General features: G+C 39.2%; 14 protein-coding genes and 1 other RNA gene. 9 read left to right on the top strand and 6 right to left on the bottom strand.

The features are described 5' to 3' along the window. Positions 1-12 precede the first annotated feature (12 nt). The 5 genes from MKO06_RS15295 to MKO06_RS15275 all read left to right on the top strand — a co-directional run bounded on the left by MKO06_RS15295 (position 13) and on the right by MKO06_RS15275 (position 6,233). Entirely contained in the window at positions 13-2,397 is a 2,385-nt protein-coding gene (locus tag MKO06_RS15295) for an ABC transporter permease (protein ID WP_241552135.1), read from the top strand. A 3-nt stretch (positions 2,398-2,400) separates the two neighbouring features. Next, on the top strand, positions 2,401-3,066 hold the full coding sequence (locus tag MKO06_RS15290; RefSeq protein ID WP_279346396.1) for an ABC transporter ATP-binding protein: 666 nt from the start codon (positions 2,401-2,403) through the stop codon (positions 3,064-3,066). 10 nt (positions 3,067-3,076) lie between these two features. Further along, positions 3,077-4,486 (top strand): TolC family protein, encoded by a 1,410-nt coding sequence (locus tag MKO06_RS15285; RefSeq protein WP_241552134.1) that lies wholly within the window; start codon positions 3,077-3,079, stop codon positions 4,484-4,486. An 836-nt stretch (positions 4,487-5,322) separates the two neighbouring features. Further along, positions 5,323-5,517 (top strand): cold-shock protein, encoded by a 195-nt coding sequence (locus MKO06_RS15280; RefSeq protein WP_241552861.1) that lies wholly within the window; start codon positions 5,323-5,325, stop codon positions 5,515-5,517. 275 nt (positions 5,518-5,792) lie between these two features. Beyond that, the gene (locus MKO06_RS15275; protein WP_241552133.1) at positions 5,793-6,233 is read left to right on the top strand and encodes a PH domain-containing protein; all 441 of its coding nucleotides are present in this window, start codon (positions 5,793-5,795) and stop codon (positions 6,231-6,233) included. A gap of 187 nt (positions 6,234-6,420) precedes the next feature. Here the strand turns inward: MKO06_RS15275 and MKO06_RS15270 are convergent, their stop codons facing one another. Both MKO06_RS15270 and MKO06_RS15265 read right to left on the bottom strand, forming a co-directional pair. After that, positions 6,421-7,506: a PQQ-dependent sugar dehydrogenase gene (locus MKO06_RS15270; RefSeq protein ID WP_241552132.1), complete on the bottom strand. Its 1,086-nt coding sequence runs from the start codon at positions 7,504-7,506 to the stop codon at positions 6,421-6,423. Positions 7,507-7,578: 72 nt separating this feature from the next. After that, positions 7,579-7,818 (bottom strand): hypothetical protein, encoded by a 240-nt coding sequence (locus MKO06_RS15265; protein ID WP_241552131.1) that lies wholly within the window; start codon positions 7,816-7,818, stop codon positions 7,579-7,581. A gap of 397 nt (positions 7,819-8,215) precedes the next feature. Between MKO06_RS15265 and MKO06_RS15260 the strand changes: the two genes are divergently transcribed. Both MKO06_RS15260 and MKO06_RS15255 read left to right on the top strand, forming a co-directional pair. Further along, positions 8,216-8,611 carry a hypothetical protein gene (locus MKO06_RS15260; RefSeq protein ID WP_241552130.1) on the top strand — a complete coding sequence of 132 codons (396 nt, stop codon included), beginning with the start codon at positions 8,216-8,218 and terminating at the stop codon, positions 8,609-8,611. 191 nt (positions 8,612-8,802) lie between these two features. Next, complete coding sequence (locus MKO06_RS15255; RefSeq protein WP_241552129.1) at positions 8,803-9,495, top strand: DsbA family oxidoreductase; 693 nt, start codon at positions 8,803-8,805, stop codon at positions 9,493-9,495. A gap of 36 nt (positions 9,496-9,531) precedes the next feature. Here MKO06_RS15255 and MKO06_RS15250 read toward each other — a convergent pair whose 3' ends face one another. After that, positions 9,532-10,782: a site-specific integrase gene (locus tag MKO06_RS15250; RefSeq protein ID WP_241552128.1), complete on the bottom strand. Its 1,251-nt coding sequence runs from the start codon at positions 10,780-10,782 to the stop codon at positions 9,532-9,534. 257 nt (positions 10,783-11,039) lie between these two features. Continuing rightward, positions 11,040-11,439, bottom strand: a transfer-messenger RNA (tmRNA) gene (ssrA, locus tag MKO06_RS15245). A gap of 454 nt (positions 11,440-11,893) precedes the next feature. Between ssrA and MKO06_RS15240 the strand changes: the two genes are divergently transcribed. Next, positions 11,894-13,117 carry an NAD(P)-dependent oxidoreductase gene (locus tag MKO06_RS15240; RefSeq protein ID WP_241552127.1) on the top strand — a complete coding sequence of 408 codons (1,224 nt, stop codon included), beginning with the start codon at positions 11,894-11,896 and terminating at the stop codon, positions 13,115-13,117. Next, positions 13,107-13,943 carry an endonuclease/exonuclease/phosphatase family protein gene (locus MKO06_RS15235; RefSeq protein WP_241552126.1) on the top strand — a complete coding sequence of 279 codons (837 nt, stop codon included), beginning with the start codon at positions 13,107-13,109 and terminating at the stop codon, positions 13,941-13,943. The genes MKO06_RS15240 and MKO06_RS15235 overlap by 11 nt, the downstream gene beginning before the upstream one ends. On the opposite strand, the gene MKO06_RS15230 is transcribed toward MKO06_RS15235, so the two are convergent. Beyond that, positions 13,901-14,317, bottom strand: a complete 417-nt coding sequence (locus MKO06_RS15230) for a ribosomal maturation YjgA family protein (protein WP_241552125.1) — start codon at positions 14,315-14,317, stop codon at positions 13,901-13,903. The genes MKO06_RS15235 and MKO06_RS15230 overlap by 43 nt on opposite strands. Positions 14,318-14,368: 51 nt before the next feature. Continuing rightward, positions 14,369-15,751 carry a cell envelope integrity protein CreD gene (gene creD / locus MKO06_RS15225; protein ID WP_241552124.1) on the bottom strand — a complete coding sequence of 461 codons (1,383 nt, stop codon included), beginning with the start codon at positions 15,749-15,751 and terminating at the stop codon, positions 14,369-14,371. Between the last annotated feature and the right edge of the window lie 17 nt (positions 15,752-15,768).

Raw genomic sequence — 15,768 nt, 5'->3', positions numbered from 1 at the left:
GAAAAGTACATCATGTTAAAAAATTTCATCAAAATATCCTGGCGGAGAATTAAAACCGATAAAACATTTTCTTTCATCAATATCTTGGGCTTGTCTATTGGTCTGGCCATCACCATGCTGCTTTTCCTTTTTGTAATAAAGGAACGGAGCTTTGATCAAATGTATACCAATAAAGAGCGTATCTACCGGGTACTATTCAACACAGATGAACATCGCAACAACGAGATATGGGCTACAGTCCCGGCGGCGTTAAAACCAGCGGTGGATCAGGGAGTTCCGGAAGTTCAGAAATCAGCCAGGCTTTGGGATCATGACTTCGGAAAAACAGCTTCCATTCAGGTGGATAATGAAAATTTTACCGAATCGAAGCTTTACTATGCCGATCCTGAATTTTTTGAAATTTTTCAGCTGGATTTTGTATACGGAAATGCAAAAGATCAGCTGGACAGGCCAAATACTGTAGTAATATCTGAATCTACTTCACTCAAATATTTTGGCGATATAAATCCAATTGGTAAGACCATAAGTATCGATAATGACAGTAAAATGGAAATTACCGGAGTTTATGAAGATTTTCCAGCAAATTCCAGTCTTGATGGAACTATAATAGGTTCTTTTAAATCGATTGGATTTTACAAGGAACCGAGTTGGAGCAATGCCAGTTTTGAAACTTACTTTTTACTGAATAAGGATGCGAGGGCTGATGCTGTAATTTCAAAAATGCAAAAACTGGTAGATGCAAATGTTGAAAAAGAAGATCAGTGGTATACACTTAATTTACAGCCGCTGGAAAATATGCATTTGTATTCATCAAATATCAAGAGTGCCTATACCTCCAAATTGGGAAGTATTGAGGAGGTTCGAAATTTCAGCCTACTGGCGGTTATGATCTTATTGATCGCCTGTATTAATTATATGAATCTCGCAACAGCAAGATCTCAGAAAAGCACTAAAGATGTGGGCATCAACAAAACATTAGGGGCCTCATCAAATGTTCTTATTGCCAGGTTTTTTACAGAAACGGCTTTTGTAACGCTGCTTGCGATCATTGTAGCCCTTCTGTTTACTTTTTTGAGTCTGCCTTTTTTTGAAAAGATTATAGGCAGTAGTCTGTCCCTGAACTATATGCTCTCGTACCGGTTTCTTCTAGCTATTCTGGCTATTTGGTTCCTTACAACCCTGATCGCCGGTTCCTTTCCTGCCTTACATCTTTCCAGGTTTTCTCCAATGGAAGTGATGCGTTCGGGTAGGGATAGGGAAAGCTTTACCGCATTTTTAAGAAAGGGGCTGGTGATCGTACAATTTTCAGCTTCGGTGATATTAATCATTGCTACCGTAGTAATCTACAATCAGCTGGAATTTATTCGGAATAAGAATTTGGGTTACAATGCTGAAAATACGATGGCAATTTCTATTAGGGCCATCAAATCTAATTCTGAAAAAGAAACATTGATCAAGCAGTTCGAAAATCTCCCGGAAGTTTCCTCGGTAACGATGGCTCAGGGCTATCCGGGAATTTCGGTTAGTGGGAGGTCTCTATATAAAAATATGAACTCGGATGAATCGATCTCTTTGAAAACCAATAGGGCACAGGGTGGTATCGTGGAAACGCTTCAGCTTAATTTATTAGCAGGAAAAGACCTTCCTGGGCAAAAGCAGGAATCCGATTCAATCGTAGATGTGCTGTTGAATAAAAATGCTGTAGATTTTCTTGGAATTACTCCGCAGGAGGCGATTGGAAAAAATATTATCGCGAATCTAGGACCGAATGCTTATGTGATTGGAGTGGTGGATGATTTTAATTTTTCTTCCCTGCGATCACCAATCGGTGCTTATGCGTTTAATAATGGTTTCGAACCGCTTCGTTATATGCTGGTTCGTTTTAATAGCAGTGAACTACCTCAAACTCTTGAAAAATTTAAAGGAACCTTTGGGAAGGTCGCTCCTACCGTCGCTTTCGATTATACTTTTTTAGATGCTCATGTGGAAAAAATGTATGCGGGTGAAAGGAGAACGGCAAGGGCAGCTCTTACTTTCGCCGGACTCGCCATTTTTATAGCCTGTCTTGGCTTATTTGGACTTGCCGCCTTTATGGCGGAACAACGCACCAAGGAAATTGGCGTTCGAAAAGTTCTAGGTGCAAGTGTGAGCAATATTACAGGCTTACTTTCTAAAGACTTTATCAAGTTGGTGATGATTGCATTGGTAATTGCATTTCCTCTCGCTTACTGGATGGCTCGAAGGTGGCTTCAGGAATTTGCCTATCGAATTGATATTGGCTGGCAGGTTTTTGCCATTGCTGGTACAACGGCAATTTTAATAGCTCTAGTCACCGTAAGTTTTCAGGCGGTCAAGGCTGCAATTTCAAACCCTATAAACTCTTTAAAGAACGAATAAATCATGCTGAAATTAGAACATATCTATAAATGGGTTTCTTCTGGTGGAAGAAGAATTTTTCTGCTAAATGATCTCAATCTGGAAGTAAGGGAAGGTGAATTCTTATCTATCATGGGGCCTTCTGGTTCCGGGAAATCTACCTTGCTAAATGTCATCGCAATGCTTGATGACTTTCAGGAAGGTAACTATTATTTTGAAGAAGAAGCCATACATGAACTAAAGGCTAAAAAAAGAACCGAAATTTTCAATCAGAATATCGGTTTCATTTTCCAGGCTTATCACTTGCTGGACGATCTAACGGTTTATGAAAATATTGAAACTCCGCTACTGTATAAAAAGGTAAAAAGTTCAGAACGAAAGGCTTTGGTAGCTGATATCCTTGACCGTTTTAATATAGTTGGGAAAAAGGATCTTTTTCCACATCAATTGAGCGGTGGTCAACAACAACTTGTGGGTATTGCTCGTGCTCTTATCATTAAACCAAAACTGATCTTAGCTGATGAACCTACTGGAAATCTCAATTCAAAGCAAAGTGACGAGATCATGCAGCTTTTTCATGATCTTAATAAGGAAGGAGTTACCATCATCCAGGCTACTCACTCTGAAAGTAACGTCACATACGGTTCACGTACCATTCATCTCTTAGACGGAAGTATCCAAAAATCCTAAAATTACAATTTTGAAAAAATTCATCATTCTTTTTCTATTCATCACAACATCCCTTACTGCGCAAAATTCGACGAATTCAGAGCTTTCTCTGGAAGAATGTATCCAGATAGCGATTGATAATAATATCGCTTATCAACGATCTGAACTCCAGTTTGAAAGCGAAGAATTAAATTTCAAGGGGACCAGGTCACAGGTTTTACCATCGATTAACGGGGGGTATAGTTATGCCATGAACAAAGGTAGGAGCATTGACCCATATACCAATGACGTGATTGACCAACAATTCAGTTTCAGCAATGCCAGCCTAAGATTAAATGCCCGGCTATTTAATGGGTTTGAACTGCGCAACAGCATCCGGCGGGATCGTTTTAAAATGAAGGCCGCCGAAGCAGAAAAGGAAGCGGCTAAGCAGCAATTGATTCTGGATGTGACACTCGCTTATTTCCAGGTGCTGAATAGCGAAGATCTCCTTCAACTTACGAATATCAGGTTGCAAGCCACAGAAAACCAGATGAACCGGATTGCTCATTTAGCCGAAGAGGGCTCGGGTAATCCTGCAGATTTTACGGATATTCAAGGACAGTTCTCAAATGATCAGTCGGCAGTTGTCGCAGCAGAAAACCAATTAAAGCAGGCAAAACTTGACCTGGCCCAGTTATTAAATACCAGGTTAGAAATAGAAGTAAAAGAATTTCAGGTGTTGCCTGAAATTAAACCTTACCAGCTTTCTGCGGAAGAGGTTTATGAGGAATCACTGGAAAATCTAGAAGTTTTTGAAGGTCAGCGTTTACGATTACAGGCGGCGGAAGAAGATGTATCTGTAGCCAGATCGCTTTTTGCTCCTGAAATTTCCCTGTTCGCACAGATGAATACCAATTATTCAAGCCTGGCTAGCCTCTTGAACGAGACCGGCTCACAGGTTGTAGAAACCGGTCAGTTCATCAATATCAACGGTGTTAGTTATGCAGTTCAGGTGAATCAAACTCAATTTTCTCAACAGGAAATTCCTTATTTCAATCAGCTGAATAACAACCTTAGCTCGGTTGCAGGAATAAGTGTAAATATTCCTATTTTAAATGGTTTCCAGGCTAAAAGAGAGGTTTCATTAAAAAAGATCGGCCAGGAGGATGCCCGGCTGGCTTTAGAAAACACCAGGAATGAATATTTCCAGGCCATTAAACAGGCGCATAACGATATGAAGGCCGCTTATAAAGATTATTTTTTTCTGAAGGACCAGGTTACTGCCTATCAAGAGTCTTATCGTGTCAATGAAATTAGGTTTCAAAATGGTGTGTCTAATATGGTGGAATATATCATTAGCAAAAATAACCTGGATCGCGCAAGAGTTAACTTAGCCAACGCTAAATATGAATTTCTTATCAGAACCAAGATTTTGGATTATTACCGTGGAATTATTTAATTCTGAAGCAATATGCATTAGCTAGGCTTTTTGGCGCTAACATTTACTCTAAATTCCAAACATTGACCTTAATAAATTTTAAAAAATATTAGTCAATAAGCATTTATCTCAAACAACGGGTGTTTCTGGGAGGTCTGGGATATCAAGGGTCAGAATTATGAAAGTTTAGAAATGTCCATTCAGGCCAAAAAGCCTATGGACAAGCCTTAAAGTTAAACCCGAAAAATCTCGCTCTAACTAAGAAGATCCAGCGTATAAAAGATAATCTGTGACGAACTTTTGAATTCTGAAAGCAAAAATATATTGGAAAAATCCTATCCAGAATACAATTACGCTGGCTATGGAGTCTGGAATTACAAGTATCCTTTTTTAAAATCCCAGCCAAGATTAATGGAAAGGCGTTGAGCTATTTTAGGATCAAACTCGGTGATGGTTAGATTTATGGATCAGGATAAATGCATTATTATTCTCAGCAATAACAACAAGTTTAATTCCGATACTTTTGGGGATCAGGAAACCTTAAAAGAGGTTTTGATCAGGGAGATAGGGGAAACCAGTTGCTAACCATATTTACACGGAAAAAGAAAAATTGAATTATTTTCTCTTTTTATACAAGTGCGAAGAAAAAAGGCGTATGTTTGTCCTGTTCAAGATAGAACACATTTTTTTAATGGTAAGGTATTTTTTAGTAATAAGTTAAAGAGATTACCCTTCTTTCCTTTTTTATTTCATCATCACTTTATTTTTTTAAGAGTTCAATAATGCATCCGAAAACCGGGTCGTTAGTTAATCGATCTAATTGAACAATATTTATTTTTAACTTATAATTTATTATGATGCAAGAAGGCACAGTAAAATTTTTTAACAACTCAAAAGGATTTGGGTTTATTACTTCAAACGAATCAGGCGAAGATATTTTTGTACATTCCACTGGTTTAATTGATGACATCCGAGAAGATGACAAAGTTCAGTATATCACCGAACAAGGAAAAAAAGGCTTAAATGCTGTTAAGGTTGAAGTTGTTTACTAATTTGTAACAATTTTTTACATAAAATCTGAATTAAAGATTGCCTAACCAGGCAATCTTTTTTTTTGTAGTTGTTCCATTGATTTTAAAAAGCCAGGCATCATGGCGTTTCTTCACAAGGTCTGGGTATTCTGGAAAAAGTGTAATTTTAGTAACCAGAAAAGAATTCGGTAAGGTGATAAGGTATCACTTAAAAAAACAGGAAGAATTGTATGACCTGCCTTCGCATATTAATTTGGACCATAAGGTGAGGATTTATTAAAAGTCAAATTAGACAGATGAAGTTCAAGGCTAAAAAAGGTACTTTATTTCTTGCTATAACCTTTGGGTTAACCGGCTTGTTTTTGGTTTTTATCTCTTATCGAATCTTCTCAGAGAGTTCATTTAACTATGAATTTTTCCCTTCTGATCTGGTGCTGATTTTAGTTCTAATTCTGCTCTTTTGGATATTAATGTCCACTAAATATGAATTGTCTGATAAATACTTGTTTTATCAAAGTGGACCAATAAAGGGTAAAATCGAAATAGATAAAATCAGGGAAATAATCGTCGGAAAAAGTCTCTGGGCAGGACTGAAACCCGCTTTAGCCACAAAAGGACTGATCATTAAATACAATAAATATGATGAAATTTATATCAGCCCTGAGTCCAACGAATTATTTGTTCAAAAAATAAAAGAGATCAATCCAGGAATAAATATAATCGAGGAAAATAAGTAAAACGCCAGTTACCTAAGGCTCATAACTCGGATAGGGGATAGATAGTAAAAATTTGCTATTTTAGGTACGAATATAAAACACCAGGCCAACAGGCATCTACTACCTCTAATTACGATAACCGAAACAGTAGTATTTATTTAAATAATTCGAACTTCAGTTATTTTCTCATACTAAGATTGAATTATTTCTATTCGTCATCCACTAATCCAATCTTATAAATTTTTCCGGTATTTCCAGCGGGGCCAAGCATCTCTGATACCGCTAGATAGATCTCGCCTTCCAGATCCTGGCCAAAACCTTTTAAATAATATCCTATATCTTCTGTTGTACTTTTAAAATCCAACTCTTCAAAATCCCACAATCCTGGACCCGAAGGGTTTGCGAAGAAAACTTCACCGGTAGGCTCAAAATCTTTTGAAAATGACCCGAACACGTATTGGCCACTCAATTCCGGGATTGATCCTCTATATACATATCCTCCAATTATGGTTACTGTAGAACCTCCAGCAGGATTATTAGCATTGTTCATTTCTATTACAGGATCTATTAGTTCATTTCCCAAATTATCTGTATTGGGACAGTCATCCAAGACATTTTCATTATCGGAAGCATCGAAACAATGAGTTCCTTCTTTTACGTTCCAGCCATAATTTCCGCCATTTTCGACTACACTTATTTCTTCATATAAATTCTGCCCGGCATCCCCTACAAATAAACGTCTGTCACCTCCCATATCGAAGGAAAACCGGAATGGATTTCTAAAGCCATAGGCATAAATTTCATCCAGCCCATCGGAACCTACAAAGGGGTTATCACCAGGAATACTATACGGGACTCCACCATCTATATCTATTCTGAGGATATTACCTAAAAGATTGGCTTCAACATCCTGGCCATTTCCTCCTTCATTCACTTCATACCAGTCTTCTACATGTCCTGGGGCTACATCATTAGAAGATCCTCCATCACCAATGGAAATATATAAATAGTTGTCAGGACCAAAAGCAATAGTACCTCCCTCATGGTTCCCTTGTGGTTGGTCTATTTCTAAAATTATTTTTTCTGAACCAGCCATCACCGTGTTTGGATCGGTACCTGAGACCTGAAATTCCGATATTCTGCTTATGTTATTCCACATTTCTCCCGGTGCGGGCCCTCCGGCATTCGGGGGAGCTGTGTAATAAACATATAAGAGGCCATTAGAACTATAGTTTGGATGAAAGGCAAGACCTAATAAGCCTCTTTCATCATAGTTCGCATTTAAAGAGATCATCCGTGAACTGACATCGAGGAAAGGATCTACTAGCAACGTTCCGGAGTCATCTATTATCCATATTTTTCCGACCTAATCTATTACGTATAAATTACCGGAATTATCGGGCGAGGGAACAAGGCCCACAGGTGAAACCATATTCTCAGCAATTAATATTAAATCGATAGACTGGTTTACTTCGTCCGGTGGAGAGTTGTCATCATCATCTGAGCATCCAGAAATTCCAAGCGCAATGCATATTAAAAAGAAATATACAGGATTTACAAGGCTGCCTCCAGAATTCCTTAAGATTGAAATTTTAGATTTTTTCATAACGACATCAATTTTCAGAATTGAAACAACGAGGGGAGGCTTCCTTAATTTACTAATATCTTATCTGAAGTGCAGTATTTTGCAAAATAATTCTTACAATTTTAACAGGTTTACATAGCAATATTTACTGCTTGCATTAAATTTTAAGGATGAAATCAGAACAAATAGATGATAATTTAAAGTTTCTCGGTTATTTTTAATAAATGTTCAGTATTAGCACTAATTATATGAGAGTATTTTTTATTTTTTTGTAATTTTGATAATTATTCAATTCTAAAAGTTTATTGAAGCATAAACTTTACTTATTTATACCTCCCCCCGCTAATTATGTCCCACAACCTTCTCTAACCTATGGCTGGTTATGATTCAAGAAGTGTGTTAATTAAAAAGCAGGATTATGAACAGAAAAACATTTATTCAAAAAACAACAATGGGACTTATGTTAAGTATCCCTGCAGTTACGATGATTGGATGTTCAGGATCTGATGACAATGGAAATTCAGTACCAGACCCTGACCCAGAACCAGTAGCAAAAGATTGTGTCGAAAATGGAACTAGTACAACGGTAAGTTCAGCCCAGAGCCACACCCACAGTCTAACAGTTTCTAAAGAAGATGTTTCCGCAGGTGCGACCAAGACTTATGATCTGGGTCAATCAGCAGATCATATACATCAGGTCACCCTTAATGACACTGATTTTCAAGCCTTAAAGGATAATCCGGGCAGTACTATTTCAAAGGTTTCCACAACCGATAGTGGACACAGTCATAATATTACTATCGCATGCGCATGACAACTTTTAAATCTGATTAGAAATCCCTTTTTGCTTGATGTAAAGAGGGATTTTTAGTTTTTTGGAAGTGATACACTTATTAATCGAAGTTAGGTTTATCACAGTTGAATTAAGCTACCTGTATCCACATTCTGGCAGAGTTGTTGTAAATTTCCCCCGGTAAAATAACCAGTGGAAAATTTAAGTGAGCTATGAAAGTAAGTATTTGGTCAGATGTTAGATGTCCTTTTTGTTATATAGGAAAAAAGAAATTTGAAGACGCCCTGGAAAAGTTTTCAAATAAAGACAAAGTAGAAATCGTTTGGAAAAGCTTTCAACTCGATCCATCCTTAAAAACCGATCCCCATACCTCAATGCTGGAGTATTTCGTAAAGGCTAAAGGTGTAAGTGAAGAGCAAGCCCTGCAGATGTTCAGCGGAGCTACAAAGATGGCTGAGGAAGCAGGTATTTCAATGAATATTCAAAAAGGGATCTTAGCGAATTCTTTTAATGCGCATCGCCTTATTCAATTTGCTAAAACCAGGGACTTAGGGAATGAGATCAAGGAAGCTCTCTTTAAAGTTCATTTTGAAGAAGGGAAGAATATTGATGACATCTCCGTTCTCTCAGAGGTTGCTACGTCTATAGGCCTGGATGCTGAAGAGGTTAAGCAGGTTTTAAATTCAGATGCCTATGCATATGAAGTGAAACAGGACGAGATGGAGGCTCGAAATATTGGTGTGCGAGGAGTTCCATTCTTTGTATTTGATGATAAATATGCAATTTCCGGAGCCCAGCCAGTTGAAGCCTTTCTTCAGACTTTAGAAACAGTCTGGGAGGAAAATAAATCTGAGCTTAAGAGCTCCGAAGGGGATTCGTGTTCCAGTGAGGGAAATTGTGATTAAGAAAACCCTTGATTTAATTAAACTATTATTGCTTAACTAGCTTTTTTTCTTAGAATCCTTTTTAGAAGCCTGGGCATCCAGCTTTTCCCTTAGAGCTTTCATATCATCACTGATCTTACGGTCAACGATCTTTGCATAATGCTGTGTTGTTCGAAGATCCTGGTGCCCCAGCATTTTGCTTACCGACTCGATCGGCACCCCATTCGTCAATGTTACTGTAGTTGCGAAGGTGTGCCGGGCCAGGTGAGTGGTGAGCGGTTTTTTGATGCCGCACAGGCCTGCGATCTCCTTTAAGAAAGCATTGGATTTCTGGTTGCTCAATACGGGTAAAACATAATTTCCGTTCTTCACTTCGGGGTGATCTTTATAACGTTCCAGAATTTCTTCCGCAACAGGCAGGAGTGGGATGCTGCTCAGGGATTTTGTTTTGCTCCTTTTGATTCTTATCCATTTACCGCCATCGATCCCGGTCGTGATGTCAGCATCGGAAAGTTTTTTGACATCAGAATAGGCCAGTCCGGTATAACAACTAAAAACGAACATGTCCCTGACTAATTTAAGCCGATCCAGGTGCAAGTCCTTTTCGATCAATTTGTCGATTTCTTCCTGGGTAAGGAATTCGCGTTCCACGGTTTCAAACTGCACCTTGTAATTATAGAAGGGATCCCGGTCCATCCACTGGTTGGCCAAAGCAATGCGAATAATCTTTTTAAAATTGTTCACATACTTCAATGCCGAGTTATGATTACATTCCCTTTTGGTCTTTAGAAAATATTCGAATTTGGTAATGAACTGGTGGTTAATCTCATTCATCGGGTAATCCTCAGCCTTATATTCCTCGTTGATGAACTGCTCAACATGATTATAACAGGTCCAGTAGCGCTTGGCGGTGCTCTTAGAGATACTTTTCCCGGAAAGGCGATCCATTTGTTCATTATGCTCCTTAAATACCTTCAGAGTCATTTTTGGCTTCCTTTTCTTTTCACCTTTTAAATGAGCGATCATTTCGGCAGCGGTAATAGGTTGGTCATTATCTGAAAGTACCTGGTGAATTTTATTCAGTTTATGTCGAAGGTTATTGATATGGGTATTGATCTCTTTCTCATTAGGATTGTTACCCATGACTTTCTGCAATTTAACGTTCCAGTATTCCGGCTGTATTCTTCGGGAAATACTATATTCTTTTCTTTTTCCGTCAACGGTAAGTCTTAAATAAATAGGGGCTAGCCCACGTTTATTCTTCTTTTTTTCAAGGATGTGAAAGTGGATGTGAAAATCGGTTCTCATAGCTTTTCAAATTTTAGGTCTCGCTTGGTCTCGCAAAGTACCTAAAAAGAGCATATGATTTTAAATTTTAACTTAGCTTAAAGAATTGAAAAACAAGTGTTTGTGAGTTTATCGAGACCCTTTTTTTGGTCTCGCACTAGGTCACCGTATTGGTCTCGCTAAATGTGCAATTATTTGATATTAAACGATATCATTAAAAATGAAAAACCCCGTAAATCCTGGGATTTCGGGGTTTTTGATTGAGTTTGGTACTCAAAAAGTGGAGTCGGAGGGGTTCGAACCCTCGTCCAAACAAGCAATTCAGCTGCTTTCTACACGTTTAGTTTTCACTTGGTTGTCGATGCAAAGCCGGCCGAAAACCACCAACTTTACACGTATCCTCGCTTAAGTTTCGCAACCGCATCAAGGCCCTGCGGTCACTATATTTACTTTATCGGTGCCTCTGTTGTGGACGCCGTAAATCAGGGCTTCCACGAGACATCTTGGCTCCCGACCTTGTCGGGACTAAGCAAAACCTACTATGATTCGGTTACGCAGCCAAGGCGTAGTTATTCTCGCCGTTTAAAAAAGTGTGAAATATGAGATTTAAGAGCTATATCCCAGCGCTCTACGTGCTTACAACTCAATTAGACTCGCTGTCAAAACCAAGTCGACCCCAATATGTAAAGAACTTCTCGAAGTACGAGTTACGAAGTTAGAATTTCGAACAATTCGTACTTCGTACTTCTGCCTTCTAATTTCAATGTGGGCGTTTCCACTTCGCTTTCGCTCCGTGGCCGGGCTATTCGCTTCAATCTTTTTATTTTGTCAGCTCAGCCCTTCGGCTTTCTCTCAGGATAAACTCCGTCGGGAGCCAAAATAAAAAGGATTTCCGCTGCTATCCCTAACGCGAATGAGAAAGATTAAAATCGTCAGATTTTAACCAGTTCGAATTCGTCCTGAACTCGTTTCAGGACCTTTAGAGATGCTGAATCTCCCGAATTATCGGGACAGAATGACCATTTCATTAAATCAAAGAAATCCGATCATAGATTACGATCGGGCCAGCAAAGATACAGATTTAAATTTATATCTTTGAGACTCTTCAATTAGTACAAAAGCTATACCAGAAATGATAAAATTTGCCCTGATCAAAGAACGAAAAACTCCGCCTGATCGGCGCGTGGTTTTCTCTCCTTTAATGCTTAAAAAAGTAGTGGAACGCTTCCCGGAAGCCTCCTTCAAGGTTGAAAGTTCTGATATCAGGATCTTTAGCGATGATGAATATCGTGAGGCAGGTTTTGAAGTTTCCGATGATATCAGCGATTGCGATGTGCTTCTAGGAGTAAAAGAAGTACCTATCCCTAATTTGATACCTGACAAAAAGTACTTTTTCTTCTCTCATACCATCAAAAAGCAGCCTTATAACCGTGACCTGCTTCGCGAGATCCTGTCACGAAACATCGAACTATACGATCACGAAGTGATTATCAGTGCGGATCAGGCAAGATTGATAGGTTTCGGTCGTTATGCCGGGCTGGTAGGAGCTTATAATGGTATTCGTGCGATCGGTATTAAGGAGAACAGATTCCGTTTGCCAAAAGCCGAAGACCTGCCAGACCTTGCCGCTATGTTAGAAGAACTGGATGCGATCGAAATACCTGGCTACAAATTCGTATTGACCGGAAGTGGAAAGGTGGCTCATGGAGCCCGTGAGATCCTCGAACATTTAAAGGTCAAACAGGTGGAACCAGAAACTTACCTGGTCAACGAATTCGACCAGCCTGTGTTCTGCCATATAGACGTGCTGGATTATGCAAAACGTAAAGACGGCGCTGAAGGTAGCCGAAAGGAATTTTATAAGGTTCCTGAAAACTATGAGTCAGATTTCATGAAATTTGCCAAGACCAGCGATGTTTTTATAGCCGGTCATTTTTATGGAGAGGGCGCACCCGTTTTCTATTCAAAAGAAGATGTTCGTCACAAGGATTTCCGAATAAAATATGTGGCCGATATCTCCTGTGATATCGCCGGACCTGTGGCTACAACCATAAGACCTTCTACTATCGCCGAGCCTTTTTATGGTTATGACCGGAAATCTGGAGCGGAGGCAGATTTTATGGATCCTAAAGCTATTGCCATTATGGCGGTAGATAACCTGCCCTGCGAACTGCCTAAAGATGCCAGCGAAGGATTTGGAGAAATGTTCCTGGAACATGTGATCCCAGCCTTTTTCAATGATGATAAAGACGGGATCCTTGGCAGGGCATGTATGACAAAAAATGGAAAATTAACCCCGCTATATTCCTATTTACAGGATTTCGTAGACGGAAAAAATAATAAAAATGAAAACTAGTTCTCTTTTTATAATCAGTGCGCTGTTGCTGTTAAGCTTTACGGTAGGTGCGCAAACCCAGGTGATGACCTATAATATCAAGTATGCTAACGAAAATGACGGCGAGAACAGCTGGTCAAAGCGTAAAGACTGGATCACCAGTCAGATCGCGTTTTACGAGGCAGATGTTCTTGGAGTTCAGGAGGCTGTAAAATCCCAGCTGGAATATTTTTTAGAAGAGCTTGATCAATATGCGGTAATCGGTGAAGCCAGGGATGGTCGCGATAAAGGGGAATTCAGCGCGCTCCTCTACAAAAAAGATAAATTCGAGGTTCTTAATGAAGATACTTTCTGGCTTTCTGAAACACCTTCCGAAGTAAGCAGAGGATGGGATGCCGACTTTAACCGGGTTTGTACTTATGCCCTTTTCGAAAATAAAGAAACCGGTGAGCAATTCTGGGTCTTCAATACTCATTTTGATCATGTTGGGACCAAAGCCCGAAGTGAAAGCTCAAAACTGATCATTTCGAAGATCAAAGAACTGAACCAGGATAACCTTCCAGTGCTTTTAATGGGTGATTTTAACCTGGAACCAGATACGAAAGAGATCAGGATGATCTCAGAATTTCTGTCCGACTCAAAAATGAAAGCCGATCTAACTTTTGGTCCTGAAGGTACCTACAATGGTTATAACTTCAGCCAGGCGGTAAACCGTCGTATCGATTATATTTTCAGCAATGAGAAAGTAATGGTGAACAAGTATGCTGTTTTAAGCGATTCCAAAGACCTTAGGTATCCTTCAGATCATTTGCCGGTAATGGTGGAGGTGGAATTTTCAGAAGAGTAAGAACGGAAATACTCAATTCCGAAAATAAAAAGGATTCCAAGACTGTAGGCCAGAAGATCCCAAAAAGAAAAACTGCTACCCAGGATTATAAAAAAGATTTCAGGTAACTGATATTGAAGGACCTTCACAATATTGATGAGTTGGAAGAATTCCACCGCGAAGGATATGATCAATACCGATGCTAATCCCTTGAGGATCGCAATCCTGGAGATCCACATTAGAAAACAATAAATCATTATCACCACGAGGAAATCTCCAAGATAGGGCCGTACAAAATCATCGGAAACATATATAGCGATAAGCACCTCGATTATAAAGAGCAACAGAAATCCTGTGAAATAGTAAAGCCTTCGATTTCTTTTTAATTCGGTCATCAATATGAATTAGGGAGGTAGCTGCTGCTACCTCCGTTTATACCTTTTTACCTAATAGTTACCCCAGTCTATCTTCCTGGAAACATACATCACTCCCGCCAGTATCAAGAATAATCCAATGCTGCCTACCAGCAGGGCGTAACTTTCCAGTTGAATGATGATATAAATAAATGAATAAAGAGCTAATAATGAAAGCCCGATGAAAATGGGGAATTTCCATCCATTTAGTATACTTTTTGAATACAGGCTGATCATAAGAATGACCGAGGTTCCTGCAATCAAATAAGCTTTTAAGAAGCTGCTGTGTTCCGAAATTGATATCAAGAGGGTGTAGAACATGATCAGTCCTAAACCAATCATTAGATACTGAAACGGGTGAATGGGGATCTTGCTAAGCGTTTGTATCAGGAAGAATAGCAAAAAGGTAAGCCCGATAACCAGGTAGCCATATTTTGTGGCTCGTTCACTTTTCTGGTATTCATCTACAGGTATCATAAAATTCACCCCGAATCCAAATTTTGTTAGATCTGGTAAGCTCTCGCTAAATGATTGAGGAAATGGCCTGTTGATATCCAGGATACTCCACTTCGCGTTAAAACCACTTTCGGTAATCTTATCTTCATTATAGGGCAGGAAATCACCTGTAAAACTGCTGGTCTTCCAGTCTGAAGTTATCTGCGCCCTGGTGGCTTTCCCGATCGGGACAAATGAAATTTCTGAACTTCCGTTCATGGAGATCTCCATGTTGAATTCGAATTGTTGTTGCTTGCTAAGGTCAGAACTTTCAATCGGTTCGCTTTCCATAAGGTATAGATCATTGCCGGCTACATTTAGTTTGTTCTGCTCCTGGTATTTAGAGGAAAAAGCGTAGGTTGAATTGGATAGATCGATATTTATCTGTTCATTCACTCCTTTTAAATTCGAAGTTTTTAAAACGAACCTGGCCTTAGGCCAAAGTATATTTTCAGGCAGGATCCCTTCGGTATCAAGGGATGCTATTGAAAAGTTTCCGCTTATCTCAGTTTTGCTCTTATAGACGGCCGTCTGGTAAATACCACGCTTTTTAATTTCTGGATCAATGTTGGATCCAATGTTCAGAAGTTCCGGGAACAGGTAGAGGTATTTGATCTCTTCTACGGTTTCTGTAGTGACTTCGTTGAGAGAATTGGTTATTTGTTTTTCACGAAAACTGCGAAATGGGATCTTTAAAATTGGCCCATAGATAGTTACTGCTTCTCCCCATTTGTCATTAATCTCTGAGACTACCGATTTTTGCCGATCAGCCCGTTCGGTGATCAGTTCTTCCACCATTAAAAGCGGAATCAAAAGTACCAGTGTGAGGATGCCTACGATGAACATACGGGCAGTGATGGAATTCTTGAGCCAGGTAAGAAATTTAAATCCGCCTGGATAATTAGATGATTGGTTGTCCATTTTTTGATTTTTAGGAT

The sequence above is a fragment of the Christiangramia oceanisediminis genome, from assembly GCF_022570735.2.
Taxonomy (GTDB): domain Bacteria; phylum Bacteroidota; class Bacteroidia; order Flavobacteriales; family Flavobacteriaceae; genus Christiangramia; species Christiangramia oceanisediminis.
Note: the sequence above shows the minus strand (reverse complement) of the source record. Positions and strands in the feature narration are given on the sequence as shown.

Coding starts and splice junctions, on each gene's coding strand:
- MKO06_RS15295 (WP_241552135.1), top strand. CDS start 13: ATGTTAAAAAATTTCATCAAAATATCCTGGCGGAGAATTAAAACCGAT.
- MKO06_RS15290 (WP_279346396.1), top strand. CDS start 2,401: ATGCTGAAATTAGAACATATCTATAAATGGGTTTCTTCTGGTGGAAGA.
- MKO06_RS15280 (WP_241552861.1), top strand. CDS start 5,323: ATGCAAGAAGGCACAGTAAAATTTTTTAACAACTCAAAAGGATTTGGG.
- MKO06_RS15275 (WP_241552133.1), top strand. CDS start 5,793: ATGAAGTTCAAGGCTAAAAAAGGTACTTTATTTCTTGCTATAACCTTT.
- MKO06_RS15270 (WP_241552132.1), bottom strand. CDS start 7,506: ATGATCTCTTTAAATGCGAACTATGATGAAAGAGGCTTATTAGGTCTT.
- MKO06_RS15265 (WP_241552131.1), bottom strand. CDS start 7,818: ATGAAAAAATCTAAAATTTCAATCTTAAGGAATTCTGGAGGCAGCCTT.
- MKO06_RS15260 (WP_241552130.1), top strand. CDS start 8,216: ATGAACAGAAAAACATTTATTCAAAAAACAACAATGGGACTTATGTTA.
- MKO06_RS15255 (WP_241552129.1), top strand. CDS start 8,803: ATGAAAGTAAGTATTTGGTCAGATGTTAGATGTCCTTTTTGTTATATA.
- MKO06_RS15250 (WP_241552128.1), bottom strand. CDS start 10,782: ATGAGAACCGATTTTCACATCCACTTTCACATCCTTGAAAAAAAGAAG.
- MKO06_RS15240 (WP_241552127.1), top strand. CDS start 11,894: ATGATAAAATTTGCCCTGATCAAAGAACGAAAAACTCCGCCTGATCGG.
- MKO06_RS15235 (WP_241552126.1), top strand. CDS start 13,107: ATGAAAACTAGTTCTCTTTTTATAATCAGTGCGCTGTTGCTGTTAAGC.
- MKO06_RS15230 (WP_241552125.1), bottom strand. CDS start 14,317: ATGACCGAATTAAAAAGAAATCGAAGGCTTTACTATTTCACAGGATTT.
- creD (WP_241552124.1), bottom strand. CDS start 15,751: ATGGACAACCAATCATCTAATTATCCAGGCGGATTTAAATTTCTTACC.